Here is a 15,241-nt window from a genome sequence, read left to right on the forward strand (position 1 = left end):
GGCCGCGCTCGGCAGGCCGCCGACGCCCCAGGCGGCCCAAGAACACAGCCCCAGGCAAGCAACCAAAAACCAACAGCGGCCTAAGCAACCGCCCCATAAATGGCCCGAGCCTGCGCCGCATCCGCCACAGGCCGCCCCAACGCAAGCGCCCCTTCAACCGCCTGCCGAACCAGATCGGCATTCCCCCCCGCCACCGACCCATCCCGCAACTTCAGATTATTCTCGAACCCCACCCGCATATGCCCCCCAAACGCCGCCGCCGTCGTCACGCAAGCATTCTCCTCAGCCCCGAACGCACAAACCGCCCAAGGCAGCGTATGGTCGTAAGCCGCCAGAAACGGCAGCAGATCGTAAGCCGATGACGTCTGCCCCACGCTATAGCGCCCCAGCACGAACAGCACCGACCAGGCCCCCGGCGGCACCAGCCCCCGCGCCCGCAGCGACAGCCAGCGCCGCACATCCCCTTCGTCGTACAGAATGATCTGCGCCATGATCCGGCGCTCTGCCACCCACGCCAGGAAAGCCGCCAGCTCCGCCTCAGGGATCTCCGGCACCGCGATCTCCCGCAATCCCATCGACACCGCTTCCGGCTGCAACTCGCGTACCAATGCGATCTGCTCCGCCGCCTTGTACACCCCCGCCGCCTCGCTCGTCACCTGCACCAGCAGCTCGCGGCCCACGGCGCGGTCCACCGCCGCCAGCGCCTCGCGGTACGCGTGCGCGTCCAGCAGATGGCTGCCGTCCGGCTTGCGCACGTGCATGTGCATCATCGCCGCGCCTGCGTCCAGGCAGGCGCGCGCCTCCAACGCCAGCGCGTCCGGCGTCATCGGCACCGCCGGATGGTCCGCCGCCTTCTTGTACGCCCCGTTCGGCGCCACCGTCACGATCACCGGCGACTCGGCCAGCGCCGCGCGGGCAAACGTAGCCGCGCTCATGGCTGGATCTCCGGCAGTTCCGGCGCAATCAGGTCCAGCCCCGCACGCAGCAGCCGGTCGTAGCGCGCGCGTTCGGCCGCGATCGTTTCCGGCGTCCAGGTATAGAACCCTTCACCGGCTTTCATCCCGTAGCGTCCGTCCGCCGCGCGTTCCGCCAGGCATTGCGCCGGATGGTCATCGTTGCAGAACGTCGGATACATCGTCGCGCCCGCCGCCGCGTGCACATCGATGCCCGCGTGGTCGCGCTGCATCACCGGGCCGGCCGCCAGGAAACGGAAGCCAAAACCGAAACGCACCGCCGCGTCCACGTCTTCCGGCGACGCAATACCGCGGTCGATCAGATTGAACGCCTCGCGCGACAGCGCATGCTGCAGGCGGTTGGCCAGGAAACCCGGCAGGTCCTGGCGCACCTTCACCGGCACGCTGCCGCAGCGGCGCATGAATGCGATCAGTGCATCCGCACGGGCCTCGTCGCTGGCCTTGCCCATCACCACTTCCACCAGCGGCACCAGGTGCGCCGGCATGAAAAAGTGCAAGCCCAGCATGCGTTCCCGCGTCGTCAACCCCTGGCTGATCGCGCTGATCGGGAAACTGGAACTGTTGCTGGCCAGCACCGCATCCGGCCGCGCGCGCTGCACCAGGTCGGCGAACAGCGCCTGCTTGATGTCCAGCCGTTCCGGCACGCACTCGATCACCAGGTCCACACTGGCCCAGTCCACCGCGTCCAGGCTGGGCGCCGTGCCCAGCAGCGGCGCGTTGGCCTCGCGGCCAATGGTCTTGAGGTTTTCCGCCACGCGGGCGGGCAGCGCGGCGGCGCGCGCGGCGTCCGGCTCGATCACTGTCGTGCGGCAGGCGGCGCGCGTCAGCACCACCGCCACGTCGGCGCCCATCGTGCCGCCGCCCACCACTACCGCATGCGCCGCGCCCGGATTGGGCAGGGCCTTCGCGTCCGTCTGCATGGTTTGCTCCTTATTCTGAAACCGCTGCTGCATCAGTATTGGGCGCCGAGTGTAGAGAAGCTTGTTTGATTGATGAATCAGATTTTTTGGATAGAATGATCGACAAATCAGATCAATAATCGAGACCGCCGACAGCATGCAGATCAATCTTTCGATGCGCGATATCGACACCACCCTGGTGCTCGGGCGCACGCTCAACTTTCGCCAGGCGGCCGCGCAGTTGCACCTGTCGCAGTCGGCCCTGTCCACCCAGGTCCAGCGCATCGAGGAAGCGCTGGGCGTGAAGCTGTTCGACCGCACCACGCGCACCGTGCGGCTGACGGCCGCGGGCGAAGTCTTCATGCAGCAGGCCGCGGCATTGCAGGTGGCGTTTCGTGATGCCATCGCCGCCGTCAGCGGCATCGCCAGCGCCGAGCACGGCCAGGTGTCGGTCGCCGCGCTGCCGTCGCTGGCCGCACGGCTGTTGCCGCGCGTGCTGATGGCCTACCGCCAGGCCCACCCGCAGGTCGCGCTGAAAGTACGCGATACGCTGTCCGGCCCCGCCTTCGACCTGGTACGGGCCGGCGAGGTGGACTTTGCCCTGACCGCCGCCGACCCGCAGCACGCCGACCTGCACTACGTGCCGCTCATGTCCGACAGCTTCATCCTGCTGATCCCCCAGGCGCACCCGCTGGCCAAGTCGCGCGGGCCTTTGCGCTGGGCCGACACGGCGTCTGCCGCGCACGTGTCCATGGTGCATCCCAGCAGCGTGCGCCAGTACACCGAATGGGCCTTTCTGCAGAACCGCATCCGCTTCACGCCGGCCTTCGAGGCCGAGCACCTGACCACCATCGTCGCGATGGTGGAATGCGGCTTTGGCGTGGCGGCGCTGCCCGAGATCGCTGCGGGGGCGGTGGCGCAGAACGGCATCGTGCAGCGGCCGCTGATCGGGCCGGTGGCCGAGCGGTCGATCGGCCTGGTCACGGCGCGCAACCGCAGCCTGCCGCCGGCGGCGGCCGCGCTGGTGGCGACGCTGAGGGAATATCTGGCGGACCCGGCGCGCTGACGGCGGGCGGGAAACCGCTGGGGGATCCGCGGGCAGTGCGGGGTGCCAAGGCAAGAGGGCCCCCCAGGCGCGGCACCTCTCGCGGCTCAGGTCCCGCGCCGGGCCTGTTCCGACGCCAGATAGGCGTCACGCGAGGGCAGCAGATGGTCCCGGCACACCGCCATCAGCGTGTCGCGATCACCATCGCGCAGCGCATGGATCATGGCCCAGTGTTCCTGGCGTGCGCGTTCGCGGTAATTGGCCGCGGCCAGCGAGCCGAAGCGGATCGGGTGGGTGCGGCGCGCGTATTCCTCGATGGCCTGGCCCAGCACGGCGTTGTCCAGCAGGCCGAAGAATTCGCGATGAAAGCGCTGGTTGCTGCGAAACACGCGACGCGCGTCGCCATCGGCCACCGCCGCGTCGTGTTCGCGCTGCACTGCGGTCAGCGCCGCCAGCCGCGCCGGGGGCACGGGCAGCGGCATGAGGCTGGCGGCATGCACTTCAAGCACCTCGCGCAGCGCGTACAGTTCCATCACCTCGTTCACCGAAAACGCCCGCACCACCGCGCCCACGTTGCGCTTGCGTTCCACCACCCCCAGCAGCTCCAGGTCGACCAGCACCTGGCGCACCGCGTGGCGCTTCATGCCGAAGCGCGCCATCAGCTCGTCTTCGGTCAGCCGTTCGCGTGGATGCAGCCGGCCGAAGACGATGTCTTCTTCCAGCGCCGCCACCGCTTGCGAGACGGCGTCGGGCGCTTGCGGTTGCAGGGCGTCGGGGGTGATGGCGTTCATGGTGCAGGGCAGGGGCAGGGTTATTTCTTGGGCACCGTATCCCGCGTGACCCCGGCGCGCAGGAAGTCGAAATCGACGCCCTGGTCGGCCTGCGTGACGGTCTGCAGGAACAGCTTGCGGTAGCCGCGGTCGGCGGTGGGGCGTTCGACCGGGCGGGCCGCCATGCGGCGGGCCAGCTCGGCGTCGTCCACCAGCAGCGCGATTTCTCGCCGCGCCACCGACAGGCGGATACGGTCGCCATTTTGCACGTAGGCCAGCGGTCCGCCAATCGCGGCCTCGGGCGTGACATGCAGCACGATGGTGCCGGCCGCCGTGCCGCTCATGCGGCCGTCGGAAATGCGCACCATGTCCTTGACCCCGGCGCGCGCCAGCTTCTTGGGAATCGGCATGTAGCCGGCTTCGGGCATGCCCGGCGCGCCGGTGGGGCCGATGCGCTTGAGCACCAGCACGTCGTCGGCAGTCACGTCCAGCGCCTCGTCGTCGATGCGGCGGGCCATGTCTTCGGCGTCTTCGAACACCACCGCGCGGCCTTCGTGTTCCATCAGCTTGGGGTTGGCGGCCGACTGCTTGATGATGGCGCCGCCCGGGGCCAGGTTGCCGCGCAGCACGGCCAGGCCGCCCACGGGGTAGATCGGGTCGGCGGCGCTGCGGATCACGTCCTGCTTGAAAGGGGCGGGGGCGTCGTCCAGTTCCTCGCCCAGGGTGCGGCCCGATACCGTCAGGGCGTCCAGGTGCAGGAAGGGGCGCAGCTCGCGCAGCAGGGCGGGCATGCCGCCGGCATGGTGGAAGTCTTCCATGTAGTGCTGGCCCGAGGGCTTCAGGTCCACCAGCACCGGGGTCTCGCGGCTGATGCGGTCCAGGCCTGCCAGGTCGATGTCGATGCCCAGGCGGCCTGCAATGGCCGTCAGGTGCACGATGCCGTTGGTCGAGCCGCCGATGGCCAGCAGCACGCGCAGCGCGTTTTCGATGGACTTGCCGGTCAGGATCTGGTCGGGCGTCAGGCGCGAAGCGGCCATGGTGACGGCGGTCGCGCCGGTGCGCTCGGCCACGCGGACCCGGTCGGCCGTGACGGCGGGGGCCGATGCGCCGCCCGCCACCATCATGCCCAGCGCTTCGGTGATGCAGGCCATGGTGCTGGCCGTGCCCATGACCGAACAGGTGCCCACGCTGGCCACCAACTGGTTGTTGACGTCGGCGATCTCGGGCGCATCGATCTCTTCGGCGCGGTAGCGGCCCCAGTAGCGGCGGCAGTCGGTGCAGGCGCCCACGCGTTCACCGCGATGCGAGCCGGTCAGCATGGACCCGGTCACCAGCTGGATCGCCGGCACGCCAGCCGACGCGGCGCCCATCAGCTGCGCCGGCACGGTCTTGTCGCAGCCGCCGATCAGCACCACGGCATCCATGGGCTGGGCGCGGATCATTTCCTCGGTGTCCATGGACATGAGGTTGCGCAGGTACATGCTGGTGGGCTGCGAGAAGCTCTCGTGCACCGAGATGGTGGGGAAGTCCATCGGCAGGCCGCCGGCCAGCATCACGCCGCGCTTGACCGCTTCGATCAGCTGCGGCGCGTTGCCGTGGCAGGGGTTGTAGCTGCTGCCGGTGTTGACGATGCCGATGATGGGGCGCGACAGCGCGTCGTCGGACAGGCCGGCGCCCTTGATGAAGGCCTTGCGCAGGAACAGGGAAAAACCGATGTCGCCGTAGTTGGTCAGCCCGCGCGCCACGCCGCGCGACTGCGCGCCGTCGCTGTCGAAGGGGCCTTTGGCGGGCTTGCCGCCCTGGGTGTCGTCCGTCATTTTTGTTCCCGATAATATTATTGATAATTCAGGGGCATGATCATATCCAGCCTTTGAAAGTCGCCGCAAGCGGTTTCAGCAGGTTTTTTTATTGATCAAAATAAACGATCAGTCGATAGAAAAATTCTGATTCATCTATCAAGTTTCGGCTCCTACACTGGCGCGGTTGACGAGCCGGGCGTCCGTTTCATTCCTATACTCATCCCGGCAGGAGACCTACCCATGTCCGACCTGCGCCTGCGGCCTCGCCGCGCCTTGCTGCTTTCCCTGCTGGCCGTCTGCGCCGGCGCCGCGACCCCGGCGATGGCTGCCGATGCGTACCCCGACAAGCCCATCCGCCTGATCGTGCCGTACCCGCCCGGAGGCGCCACCGACGTGATCGGCCGCGTGCTGGCGCAGGAACTGACCGGCGCGCTGGGCCAGTCGGTGATCGTGGAAAACCGCGCGGGCGCGGCCGGCAACATCGGCGCCGACCAGGTGGCCAAGGCGCAACCCGACGGCTACACGCTGCTGATGGGCGCGCTGACCAGCCATGCCATCAACGCCGCGCTGTACCGCGGCCGAGTCACGTACGACGTGGAAAAGAGCTTCGCGCCGGTATCCATCGTGGGCACGGTGCCGCTGGTGTTCGTGGTCAACCCGACGGTGCAGGCCAACAACCTGCAGCAGCTGATTGCGCTGGCCAAGTCGCGCCCGGGCTACGTCACCATGGCCTCGGCCGGCAACGGTTCGCCGCAGCACCTGGCCGGTGAAATGTTCAAGCGCGCCGCTGGCGTGGACATCCTGCACGTGCCCTACAAGGGCAGCGGCCCGGCCATGACCGACCTGATGGGCGGCCAGGTGCTGAGCATGATCGAAACCGTGCCGGCTTCGCAGGCCAGCATCAAGGCCGGCAAGCTGCGCGCGCTGGCGGTGACATCGCCGCAGCGCGTCGAAGCCTTGCCCGATGTGCCCACCGCGGCCGAGGCCGGCCTGAAGGACTTCGAAGTCAGCTCCATGTTCGGCATCGTCGCGCCCGCCAATACTCCGGCACCGGTCATCGAACGCCTGAACGGCGAGTTGAAGAAGATCCTGGCCAAGCCCACGGTCAAGGCGTCGCTGCTGAACCAGGGCGCCATCGCCGAATGGACCAGCCCGGCCGATGCCCGCGCCCGCGTGTCGGCCGAACTGGCCCGCTGGACCAAGGTCATCGACGAAGCCGGCGTCAAGCCGGAATAAACCGGCAGGTTTCATCAAAAAAAGGGGCGGCACGCAGACGCGGCCGCCCGCCTGCGGCCCCCCGGTATCCGGCGGGCCGCATTGTTGCGTCTGCCGGCTGCCGCTTTTGCGCCACATGCCAAAAATAGTCACAAATTTTCGGCGTTATTGTTTGCGTGCATTGCGGTGCAGCACGCAACGGACATGAAGATTGGGATAGATTGAGGAATCATTCATAGCGCCGATGACGGGCAGGCACGCACACTCGCCGACTATGTTGAAATATTCCGCAATACAGCATCGGCGCCCGTCCGCCGGGTGGTTGACCCCAAACTGACTACACCGTAATGTTCTTTGCAGCCTTCCTAGGACGGCGGGGGACTCCAATGACTGAGACTCAGGACGAAAAGTCGATCCTGTACCTGCATTTCGGTACGCCTAGCCCGTATTGGAGGCTGGCGGCCGACAGCGATGCGATCGAACTATCCGCCGTCAAGGGCGCCACCAACATTGCCATGGCGCTGCAGCCCGAGCAGGCGCAAGCCATTCGCGCCCTGACCGGCATCACCTCAAGCCTGCGTATCGACATCTCGCTGTATGGCGAGCCGGTACGCCTGCACCTGGTCGGCCGCAAGATCAACCCCACCGAATGGGCCGGCACTGCGTCGGCCCATACCGATACCGATTCTGTCGCGCGCGACCTGGTCGAAGGCCTGTCGTTCGCCGAAACCGTGGTGTCCGAAGCCAATTCGGTCATCGTCATCGTCGACCAGCACGGCCGCGTGCAGCGCTTCAACAAGGTCAGCGAGGAATACACCGGCAAGCGCGAACAGGACATCGTCGGGCGCAGCGTGTTCGACATGTTCATGACGCGCGAAGAGGCCGCGGCCTCGCGCCGCAACATCGCCGAGTTCTACAAGCGTGGCCAGTCGTACGAGGTCGAACGGCTGATCAACACGGTCAAGGGCCCGCGCCTGTTCCTGTTCCGCAACAAGTTCGTCACCAGCGGCAGCGGCGAAAAGCGCGTCTACCTGATCTGCTCGGGCACCGACATCACCGAAGAACGCCAGGCGCAGGAGCGCCTGCGGGTGCTGGCCAACACCGACATGCTGACCAACCTGCCCAACCGCCACGCCATCACGGCGCGGTTGCAGGCGGCGCTGGCCGAAGGCGAGGGCGCCAGCGGCGGCGTGCTGTTCCTGGACCTGGACAATTTCAAGCGCATCAACGACCACTACGGCCACGGCTTTGGCGACCGCCTGCTCAAGTCGGTGGCAGTGGCCATTTCCAGCTGCCTGTCGCCGGGCCAGACGCTGGCGCGGCTGGGCGGCGACGAATTCATCGTGCTGCAGGAAGGCGCGCAGGCCTGGCAACTGGAAGCCACCGCCGAGCGCATCATCGAGCGCCTGCGCGAACCGTTCCGCCAGGAACTGATCGAGGTCTACACCAGCTGCTCGATCGGCATCGCCATGTACCCGCAGCACGGCGAAGACCTGGACAGCGTGGTGCGCAGCGCCGATATCGCCATGTACGTGGCCAAAGAGGCCGGCCGCCACACGTACCGCGTGTTCCAGCCCGATATGGACCGCCGCAACGCCGACTACGTCTGGCTGGACACCAACCTGCGCAAGGCGTTGGCTGAAGGCCACCTGATGCTGTATTACCAGCCCAAGCTGGCCGGCCGCGGCGGCGACGTCGACAGCGTCGAAGCCCTGCTGCGCTGGCGCTCGCCCGAGCGCGGCATGATCTGCCCCAGCGTCTTCATCCCCTATGCCGAGGAATCCGGCCTGATCTCGCAATTGGGCGTCTGGGTGATGCGCGAGGCCGCGCGCCAGGCCGCCGCCTGGAAGCGCGACGGCCTGAACCTGCGCGTGGCCGTCAACATGTCGGCGCGCCAACTGGATGACAAGGGCGTGGTCAGCGAATTCATGCGGGCGGTCAGCGATGCCGGGCTGGATCCCTGCCTGCTGGACATCGAACTGACCGAAAGCTGCCTGATCGAAGACGAAGTCGCCGCGATCGAGCTCATGAAGCAGTTCCGCCAACTGGGCGCGCGGGTGCACCTGGATGACTTCGGCACCGGCTATTCGTCGCTGTCGCAGCTGGCGCGCATTCCGCTGGACGCGATCAAGCTGGACGCCAGCTTCGTGCGCGGCGTGAACGAGAACCCGGTGTCGCAAGCGCTGGCGCGGGCCATCGTGGCCGTGGCCCGCACGCTGGAACTGAAGGTGATCGCCGAAGGCGTGGAAACCCAGGAAGAAACCGCCTTCCTGGACACGCTGGGCGTCGATGCCAAGCAGGGCTACCTGTACGCCAAGCCGATGCCGGCGGCGGAATTCACCGCCTGGCTGGCGCAGCGGCGCCGGCTGCACCTGATCGCCTGACGCCGTGCGTGGCGGCGGGCAGGCCCGCCGCGGCCTGCCCCTTTCAATGCATCGTCGCGTCCAGCGTCGTCTCGGCGCCGCCGGACGAGCGCCGGTTCTGCGCCATCACCAGCCGTTCCATGTAGGCCCGATCCTTCGGGTCGATCATGAAGGCGGCGTCCACCCAGTCTTCGGTAATGTCCATCAGCTCTGACCGCGTCAGCTGCAACACGCGCTGGCGCGCCCGCAGCATGGCGCGCATGCCGTTGAGCTTGGGCCGCATCACGTCGATGAAGGTGCGGGTGGCCTTGTAGGCGTCGCCCGGCTCGAACACCACGTCCACCAGGCCGCGGGCCTGGAACCATTCGGCGGTGTGCGATTCGCCCGAACCGATCAGTTCCTCGGCCAGCTTCATGCCCGAGCGCCGCGCCACCAGCGAATAGCCGCCCATGCCCGGGAACAGGTTGAACGCCATTTCAGGAAAGCCCATGCGGGCGTTGTTCTGCGCCAGCACGAAGTGGTGGGCCAGGGCCGCCTCGAAGCCGCCGCCCAGGGCCGTGCCTTCGATCATGGCCAGCGACACGGCGCCGGTGTCAAAGCCGCGCGTGGCCGCGTGCACGCAATCCACGCAAGCGCGCGCATAGGCGCGCAGCGCTTCGCGCTTGCCCGTGCGGATGGCTTCGGCAAAGAAGTTCAGGTCGCCGCCCACGTTGTAGATCTGCGGCACCAGCGAACCGGTGACCCAGAAGTCGATGGGCAGGCCCGAATCCTTGGCGGCGCGCGCCAGGGTCATGATTTCGTCGATCAGTTCATGGTTAAAGCAGGGGCGCGGCTGGGCGCGCAGCATCATCCACATGACGCGTCGTCCTTCTTCGTAGAACGCGGAGACTTGCTTCAGAGTGCCTGCGGCGGTGAAGGGATGGCAATCCGGATGAATGAGTTGATTCATTAGCTTTCGTCCAATCGATCAAGGTGAGTCGGAGTACTGCGGGGCCAGCCTAAACCAGCTGGCGCCCAGTCCCTCTCATGCAAACCTCGTTCGGCCGGCCAGAGTTCTCTGTAGTGCAAACATCCGAGTGATTGTTGGGAAAACTTTGCATCGGCGGCGCCCGGTCATGCACGTGGATGACGTGCGCCTCGTCAATGCGGATGAGGACTGTCGCGAATTCGCGAGGATCGGCGTTGCCGCGATGCGGGGCCGTGGCCTCATGCAAAAGGAGGGGGCAGACGCTTGTCGTGGCGTGCTGGGGCGGTGCGCACGAGGCCTCGTTGTGACGCTGCAACAGAAATCAGGGAATCCCGTTAAATGCGAATAATCTCATTTACTAATAAGATTCATTCTCGATATTATCGCGGCTCGATAAAACCTACACACTGCTCGCGATGTCTTCGTTTCCTGTCCCGCGCGCCCTGATCCTGGGCGCCGCGTTTGCCTTGCCATTCCCCTTTTCTGCCCTTGCCGCCGAGCCGGCGCAGCTGGCGCCCATCAGTGTCGAGGGCGCCAATGCCGACGACCCCCGCCTGCCCGAAACGTCCACCGCCACCCGCACCCAGACCCCGGCCCGCTACGTGCCGCAGGCCATCGACAGCGTCAAGGTCGAGAACCTGCAGAACTACGGCATCCGCACGCTCGGCGACGCCCTGGCCGGCATACCCAACGTCACCAACGCACAGGACACGCGCTTTGACTCGCTGCGCATCCGCGGCTTTGACGCCAGCAACGACTTCTACCTGGACGGCATCCGCGACGACAGCCAGTACGTGCGCGACCTCCACAACATCGAGCGGATCGACGTGCTGAAGGGCCCGGCGGCGGTGCTGTACGGCCGCGGCAGCCAGGGCGGCATCGTCAACCGCGTCAGCAAGGCGCCGCAGCCGGGCCGCGAATCCACCTTCGAAGCCCAGGCCGGCAGCTGGGACCTGCGCAGCGTCTACGGCGACCTGAGCGCCGACCCCACCGATCACGTCAGCGTGCGCCTGAACATCGGCCAGGAAGAGACCAACAGCTTTCGCCACAAGATCGGCGGCACCCGCCAACTGGTCGCGCCGTCGCTGAACTGGCGCATCACGCCTGACCTGGACTGGCTGGTGCAGTACGAATACAGCCGCTACGACCGCACCCCCGACCGCGGCATTCCCAGCGTCAACGGCCGCCCCGCCGACGTGGGCCGCAGCACCGTCTACGGCAACCCCGACCGCGACTACATCGACGACCGCGCACAATCGTTCCGTTCGCGTCTGTCCTACGCGCTGGCCCCGGGCTGGCAACTGCGCTACACGCTGGCCGTGTTCGCGCTGGACAGCGAGTTCGACAACACCTACCTGACGGGCTACAACGCCGCCACCCGCAAGGTCGCGCGCACCCGCTGGCAGCAGGACCTGTCCACCCGCAACCTGACCAACAACCTGGAAACCGAAGGCCTGTTCCATACTGGCAGCATCGAACACCGTGTGCTGTTCGGCGTAGAACTGGCCAACCAGGACCGTTCTCCCAAGCTCTACACCACCGCCACCCGCGGCCCCGGCGCGCAGGCCGTGCCGTCGCTGGACCTGTACGACCCCGACTTGTCGCAGCAGCACAATGGCGCCATGGCGATCAACAGCGACGCGCGCCATAAGGTCAAGAGCCAGGGCTACTACGTGCAGGACCAGATCAAGCTGGACGACGCCTGGCAAGTGCTGCTGGGCCTGCGCATGGACCGCTTCAGCATCGATTCCACCAACCGCCTGCTGGACGCCTCGGCCAACCGCGACAGCCACGGCCTGAGCCCGCGCGCCGGGGTGGTGTGGACGCCGGTACGCGACCATTCCTTCTACGCCTCGTACAGCAAGACGTTCTCGCCCACGGGCGGCGGCACCATTGGCATCACGCCGAACGCACGCGGCAACACCAACGACCTGGACCCGGAACACACGCGGCAGTACGAAGTCGGCGTCAAGAGCGACTGGCTGGACGGCCAGCTGAGCACCACGCTGGCCCTGTATCAGCTGGAGCTCTACAACCGCCGCACCACCGATCCGGTGGACCCGAGCATCGTGCTGCTGACCGGCCTGCAACGTTCGCGCGGCATCGAGCTGACGGCGGCCGGGCGCCTGACGGGCAACTGGTACCTGCGCGGCGGCATCGGCCTGCAGAACGCATCCATCGTCGAAGACAACAACGGCCTGGCCGGCAACCGCGTCAGCAATGTGGCGCGGCGCAACGGCAGCGTGTTCCTGACCTACAAGCCGGCCGAAGGCCTGTACGGCGAAACCGGCCTGACCTTCGTCGGCCAGCGCTACGCCGACAACGCCAACTCGGCCGTGCTGCCCGGCTACGCCACCTGGGACGCGCTGGTCGGCTACCGCACCGGCCGCTGGGACTGGCGCCTGGCCATGCGCAACATCACCGACAAGGGCTATTACGCCTCGGCCACCAGCGCCGGCCAGATCCTGGTCGGCGAACCGCGCACGGTGGTGGCGACGGCGCAGTATCGCTTCTGATCGGGGCGGTTCCGGCAAGACGGACGGGCGCTTCGGCGCCCGTTTTTTATGGGACGTTTTCCGGCTTGTTCAGGCTTTGCCGATGAACGAACATGGCACAGTGATGGAGAACGAATGATGCGAAGCAGGGCCAATGAAGAGGCGATGGCCGAGATGTACCGCGATGACCCAGCCTTTGCGCTGGAACTGGTCAATCAAATTCTCGCGGATGGAGATCAGGAAGAATTGCTTATCGTGCTGCGCCAGATGGCGTTGGCTTTCGGCGGTATGCAGATGGTGGCTGAACAGGCTCGGCTGAATCCGACTCAGCTTTATCGCACCTTGTCGCCCAAAGGTAATCCCGCCCTGAGCAGTCTGCTCGCCATCCTCCGGGCGATGGGGCTGCGGCTGGCCGTGGCACCCCTTGCGCAGGCGGCCCCCGCCCCGGTCAGAATGGGCTGAGGCCGTGCACCGGACTTACTGTGGCTCGATCTTCGCGTCGATTGCCCGCTGGGTCCAGATCTGGCGTTGCGATTGGGCAAACGCCTGGTGTTCGGCCAGCGTATTGGGGGCGACCTGCATGCCCAGGGTCTCGAATTTCGCCACGCTGTCGGGTTCCTGCAGGATCTGCGTGATTTCCCGGTTCAGGCGTTCGACCACGGGGGCAGGGGTGCCTTTCGGGGCCGCCACGCCGACCCATACCACCAGGTCGAAGTTCTTGTAGCCCAGCTCGGCCAGCGTCGGCACCGCGGGAAAGTCCTTGGACCGCGCCTGGCCCGTGAAGGCAATGCCGCGCAGCTTGCCGCTGTGCATGAACGACGTCACCACCGACAGGTCGGCGAACAGGTAGTCGACGTGGCCGCCCAGCAGGTCGGTGACGGCGGGCGGCTGGCTCTTGTAGGGCACGGCGTTGGCGGCGGCGCCGGCCACGCTGTTGAAGGTGGCGCCAGCGATCTGGCTGGTGGGCGAGCCGTAGGCGTAGTTCAGCGGCTTGTCGCGGGTGGCCTGCACCAGCCTGGACACCGAGTCGTAGGGCGAGTCTTCGCGCACCACCAGCATCATCGGGATGGTGGCAATACGGATGACGTGGATGAAATCGCCCGTCGGGTCATAGGGCAGCTTGCGAAACAGGGCCGGCGTGGCCGAGTGGGTCGAGCTGCTGGTCAGGATCAGCGTGTAGCCGTCGGCGGCGGCGCGGGCGGCGGTCGACGAGCCGATGGTGCCCGAGGCGCCGGGCTTGTTCTCGATGACGATCGGCACGCCCAGGCGCGGACCGAGCTTTTCGGTCAGGATGCGCGCGCTGGTGTCGGTGGCGCTGCCGGGCGAGAACGGCACGACGATGGTGATGGGCTTGCTGGGGTAGGCGTCTTCGGCCTGGGCGGGGCCGGCGAAGGCGGCCAGGGCCAGGGCGCAGGCGGCGGCAAACAGGCGCGGGCGGCTGCGGTCCGGAATGGGGGTCATGAAAGTCTCCTGTGTTTTTTCTTGAGGCCCGGCCGTGCGTCGAACCGTGTGCGGGTGGCCCGCGTCGGGTCGCCTGCGGGTCGTCCAGGCCTGCGCCATGATGCGGCCGCCCGGCTTATCCCAACAAGGGACTAATTTTCATAGACCTATTCCGTATCCCGATAAGTGACGGGTCTGGCGGCGATGCCGCGGCGGCAAGGCCGGCCGCGGTCAGCCGTTGTCCGAAGCGCTCACCGATGGGCTGACCGAAGCGCCGTCTGGCGCCTCATCGAACCGCGTCGGATCCGGCGCGGCCTCGCGGGCCTGTAGCGTCGCTTCCAGACTGGCAAGAAAGGCGCTGGCGGCCAGCGGCAGCCGGGCGCTGTGGCGCTGGATCAGCCACAGCGCATGCCCACGCTGGCCTGCGCCGCCAATGGGCGCGGTGCGCAGGCCCAACTGGCGGGCAAAGGCGCAGACGTAGCCGGGCACCACGGTGATGCCCAGACCGGCGCACACCAGGTTCAGCACCGACGTCAGCATGCCGGCCTCGATGCCCGAGCGAAACTGCAGATCCAGTTCGCCGCTGATGCGGTCCACGGCGCGGCGCACGCTGTAGACGTTGCGCAGGGTGATGTGTTCATACGCGGCCAGGTCGGCCCAGCGCACGCTTTTCTTGCGCGCCAGCGGGTGGTCGGGGGCGCAGACGGCGTGCATCGCGTCGCGGTAGATCACCCGGGCGGCCAGGCCGTCGCCTGCGATCTCGGTGGAGACGATGCCGAAGTCGGCGTGGCCGTGGCGCACGTGTTCGATGGTTTCGTCGGTGTTCAGTTCGAACAGGTCCAGCTTCACGCCCGGATGGCTGCGGTGGTAGCGCGCGATCACGTTGCCCAACAGGCCCACCATCATCATCGGCGAGCAGGCCACGCCCACCGTGCCGCGCTCCAACGCCCGCATGCCGGACATGCTGCGTTCGGCGGCGCGCACGGTGCCCAGGATTTCCTGGGCATAGGCGTAGAAGTCGGCCGCGCCTTCGCACGGCGTGACGCTGCGGGTCGATCGCTCGAACAGCGGCTGGCCGACCTCGGCTTCCAGTTCGGCGCACAGCTTGCTGACGGCCGATTGCGTGATGAAGGCCGCGCGGGCAGCGGCCGTGAAGCTGCGCAATTCATACAGCGCGCAGAATGCGCGCAACTGCTTCAAGGTGATATTCATGGTCGGGGCGGGCAGGGGTCAGGCTTGCGGCGGGCCGGGAGCGGCAGGTGTCGTCGCATCCC

The 15,241-nt window shown here is 67.1% G+C and carries 12 protein-coding genes; 5 read left to right on the forward strand and 7 right to left on the reverse strand.

Annotation, left to right across the window (positions count from 1 at the left end):
- Positions 1 to 80: 80 nt before the first annotated feature.
- Both U858_RS0130705 and U858_RS0130710 read right to left on the reverse strand, forming a co-directional pair.
- Positions 81 to 935, reverse strand: a complete 855-nt coding sequence (locus U858_RS0130705; protein ID WP_025140936.1) for a 3-keto-5-aminohexanoate cleavage protein — start codon at positions 933 to 935, stop codon at positions 81 to 83.
- Positions 932 to 1,894, reverse strand: coding sequence for a 3-hydroxyacyl-CoA dehydrogenase family protein (locus U858_RS0130710; RefSeq protein ID WP_025140937.1), 963 nt, complete (start codon positions 1,892 to 1,894; stop codon positions 932 to 934). Before U858_RS0130710 ends, U858_RS0130705 begins: the two co-directional genes overlap by 4 nt.
- A 136-nt stretch (positions 1,895 to 2,030) precedes the next feature.
- Between U858_RS0130710 and U858_RS0130715 the strand changes: the two genes are divergently transcribed.
- Positions 2,031 to 2,939: a LysR family transcriptional regulator gene (locus U858_RS0130715; RefSeq protein ID WP_025140938.1), complete on the forward strand. Its 909-nt coding sequence runs from the start codon at positions 2,031 to 2,033 to the stop codon at positions 2,937 to 2,939.
- A gap of 86 nt (positions 2,940 to 3,025) precedes the next feature.
- Here the strand turns inward: U858_RS0130715 and U858_RS0130720 are convergent, their stop codons facing one another.
- A complete protein-coding gene (locus tag U858_RS0130720) occupies positions 3,026 to 3,709 on the reverse strand; it encodes a GntR family transcriptional regulator (RefSeq protein WP_025140939.1) in 684 nt (227 codons plus the stop codon).
- 20 nt (positions 3,710 to 3,729) lie between these two features.
- Complete coding sequence (locus U858_RS0130725) at positions 3,730 to 5,505, reverse strand: IlvD/Edd family dehydratase (protein ID WP_025140940.1); 1,776 nt, start codon at positions 5,503 to 5,505, stop codon at positions 3,730 to 3,732.
- Positions 5,506 to 5,727: 222 nt separating this feature from the next.
- On the opposite strand from U858_RS0130725, the gene U858_RS0130730 reads away from it, so the two are divergent.
- Together U858_RS0130730 and pdeR are read left to right on the forward strand one after the other, a co-directional pair.
- Positions 5,728 to 6,723 (forward strand): tripartite tricarboxylate transporter substrate binding protein, encoded by a 996-nt coding sequence (locus U858_RS0130730; RefSeq protein ID WP_025140941.1) that lies wholly within the window; start codon positions 5,728 to 5,730, stop codon positions 6,721 to 6,723.
- 365 nt (positions 6,724 to 7,088) lie between these two features.
- Entirely contained in the window at positions 7,089 to 9,086 is a 1,998-nt protein-coding gene (gene pdeR / locus U858_RS0130735) for a cyclic di-GMP phosphodiesterase (RefSeq protein WP_025140942.1), read from the forward strand.
- Positions 9,087 to 9,129: 43 nt separating this feature from the next.
- Here the strand turns inward: pdeR and U858_RS0130740 are convergent, their stop codons facing one another.
- Positions 9,130 to 10,014, reverse strand: a complete 885-nt coding sequence (locus U858_RS0130740) for a crotonase/enoyl-CoA hydratase family protein (protein WP_025140943.1) — start codon at positions 10,012 to 10,014, stop codon at positions 9,130 to 9,132.
- A 434-nt stretch (positions 10,015 to 10,448) separates the two neighbouring features.
- Here U858_RS0130740 and U858_RS0130745 point away from each other — a divergent pair, with 434 nt between their 5' ends.
- Positions 10,449 to 12,548 (forward strand): TonB-dependent siderophore receptor, encoded by a 2,100-nt coding sequence (locus tag U858_RS0130745; RefSeq protein WP_025140944.1) that lies wholly within the window; start codon positions 10,449 to 10,451, stop codon positions 12,546 to 12,548.
- Positions 12,549 to 12,665: 117 nt separating this feature from the next.
- Positions 12,666 to 12,989 (forward strand): DNA-binding protein, encoded by a 324-nt coding sequence (locus tag U858_RS0130750; RefSeq protein WP_025140945.1) that lies wholly within the window; start codon positions 12,666 to 12,668, stop codon positions 12,987 to 12,989.
- A 15-nt stretch (positions 12,990 to 13,004) separates the two neighbouring features.
- On the opposite strand, the gene U858_RS0130755 is transcribed toward U858_RS0130750, so the two are convergent.
- Both U858_RS0130755 and U858_RS0130760 read right to left on the reverse strand, forming a co-directional pair.
- A complete protein-coding gene (locus U858_RS0130755) occupies positions 13,005 to 13,988 on the reverse strand; it encodes a tripartite tricarboxylate transporter substrate binding protein (RefSeq protein ID WP_025140946.1) in 984 nt (327 codons plus the stop codon).
- 210 nt (positions 13,989 to 14,198) lie between these two features.
- Positions 14,199 to 15,179, reverse strand: a complete 981-nt coding sequence (locus tag U858_RS0130760; protein ID WP_025140947.1) for a LysR family transcriptional regulator — start codon at positions 15,177 to 15,179, stop codon at positions 14,199 to 14,201.
- Positions 15,180 to 15,241 lie beyond the last annotated feature (62 nt).

It is taken from the genome of Achromobacter sp. DH1f (assembly GCF_000633435.1).
Classification (GTDB): domain Bacteria; phylum Pseudomonadota; class Gammaproteobacteria; order Burkholderiales; family Burkholderiaceae_B; genus Achromobacter; species Achromobacter deleyi.

Excerpts from the sequence above, each read along its gene's own strand:
- U858_RS0130705 (WP_025140936.1), bottom strand. The coding sequence starts at position 935 with ATGAGCGCGGCTACGTTTGCCCGCGCGGCGCTGGCCGAGTCGCCGGTG.
- pdeR (WP_025140942.1), top strand. The coding sequence starts at position 7,089 with ATGACTGAGACTCAGGACGAAAAGTCGATCCTGTACCTGCATTTCGGT.
- U858_RS0130760 (WP_025140947.1), bottom strand. The coding sequence starts at position 15,179 with ATGAATATCACCTTGAAGCAGTTGCGCGCATTCTGCGCGCTGTATGAA.
- U858_RS0130750 (WP_025140945.1), top strand. The coding sequence starts at position 12,666 with ATGCGAAGCAGGGCCAATGAAGAGGCGATGGCCGAGATGTACCGCGAT.
- U858_RS0130710 (WP_025140937.1), bottom strand. The coding sequence starts at position 1,894 with ATGCAGACGGACGCGAAGGCCCTGCCCAATCCGGGCGCGGCGCATGCG.
- U858_RS0130720 (WP_025140939.1), bottom strand. The coding sequence starts at position 3,709 with ATGAACGCCATCACCCCCGACGCCCTGCAACCGCAAGCGCCCGACGCC.
- U858_RS0130740 (WP_025140943.1), bottom strand. The coding sequence starts at position 10,014 with ATGAATCAACTCATTCATCCGGATTGCCATCCCTTCACCGCCGCAGGC.
- U858_RS0130745 (WP_025140944.1), top strand. The coding sequence starts at position 10,449 with ATGTCTTCGTTTCCTGTCCCGCGCGCCCTGATCCTGGGCGCCGCGTTT.
- U858_RS0130725 (WP_025140940.1), bottom strand. The coding sequence starts at position 5,505 with ATGACGGACGACACCCAGGGCGGCAAGCCCGCCAAAGGCCCCTTCGAC.
- U858_RS0130730 (WP_025140941.1), top strand. The coding sequence starts at position 5,728 with ATGTCCGACCTGCGCCTGCGGCCTCGCCGCGCCTTGCTGCTTTCCCTG.
- U858_RS0130755 (WP_025140946.1), bottom strand. The coding sequence starts at position 13,988 with ATGACCCCCATTCCGGACCGCAGCCGCCCGCGCCTGTTTGCCGCCGCC.
- U858_RS0130715 (WP_025140938.1), top strand. The coding sequence starts at position 2,031 with ATGCAGATCAATCTTTCGATGCGCGATATCGACACCACCCTGGTGCTC.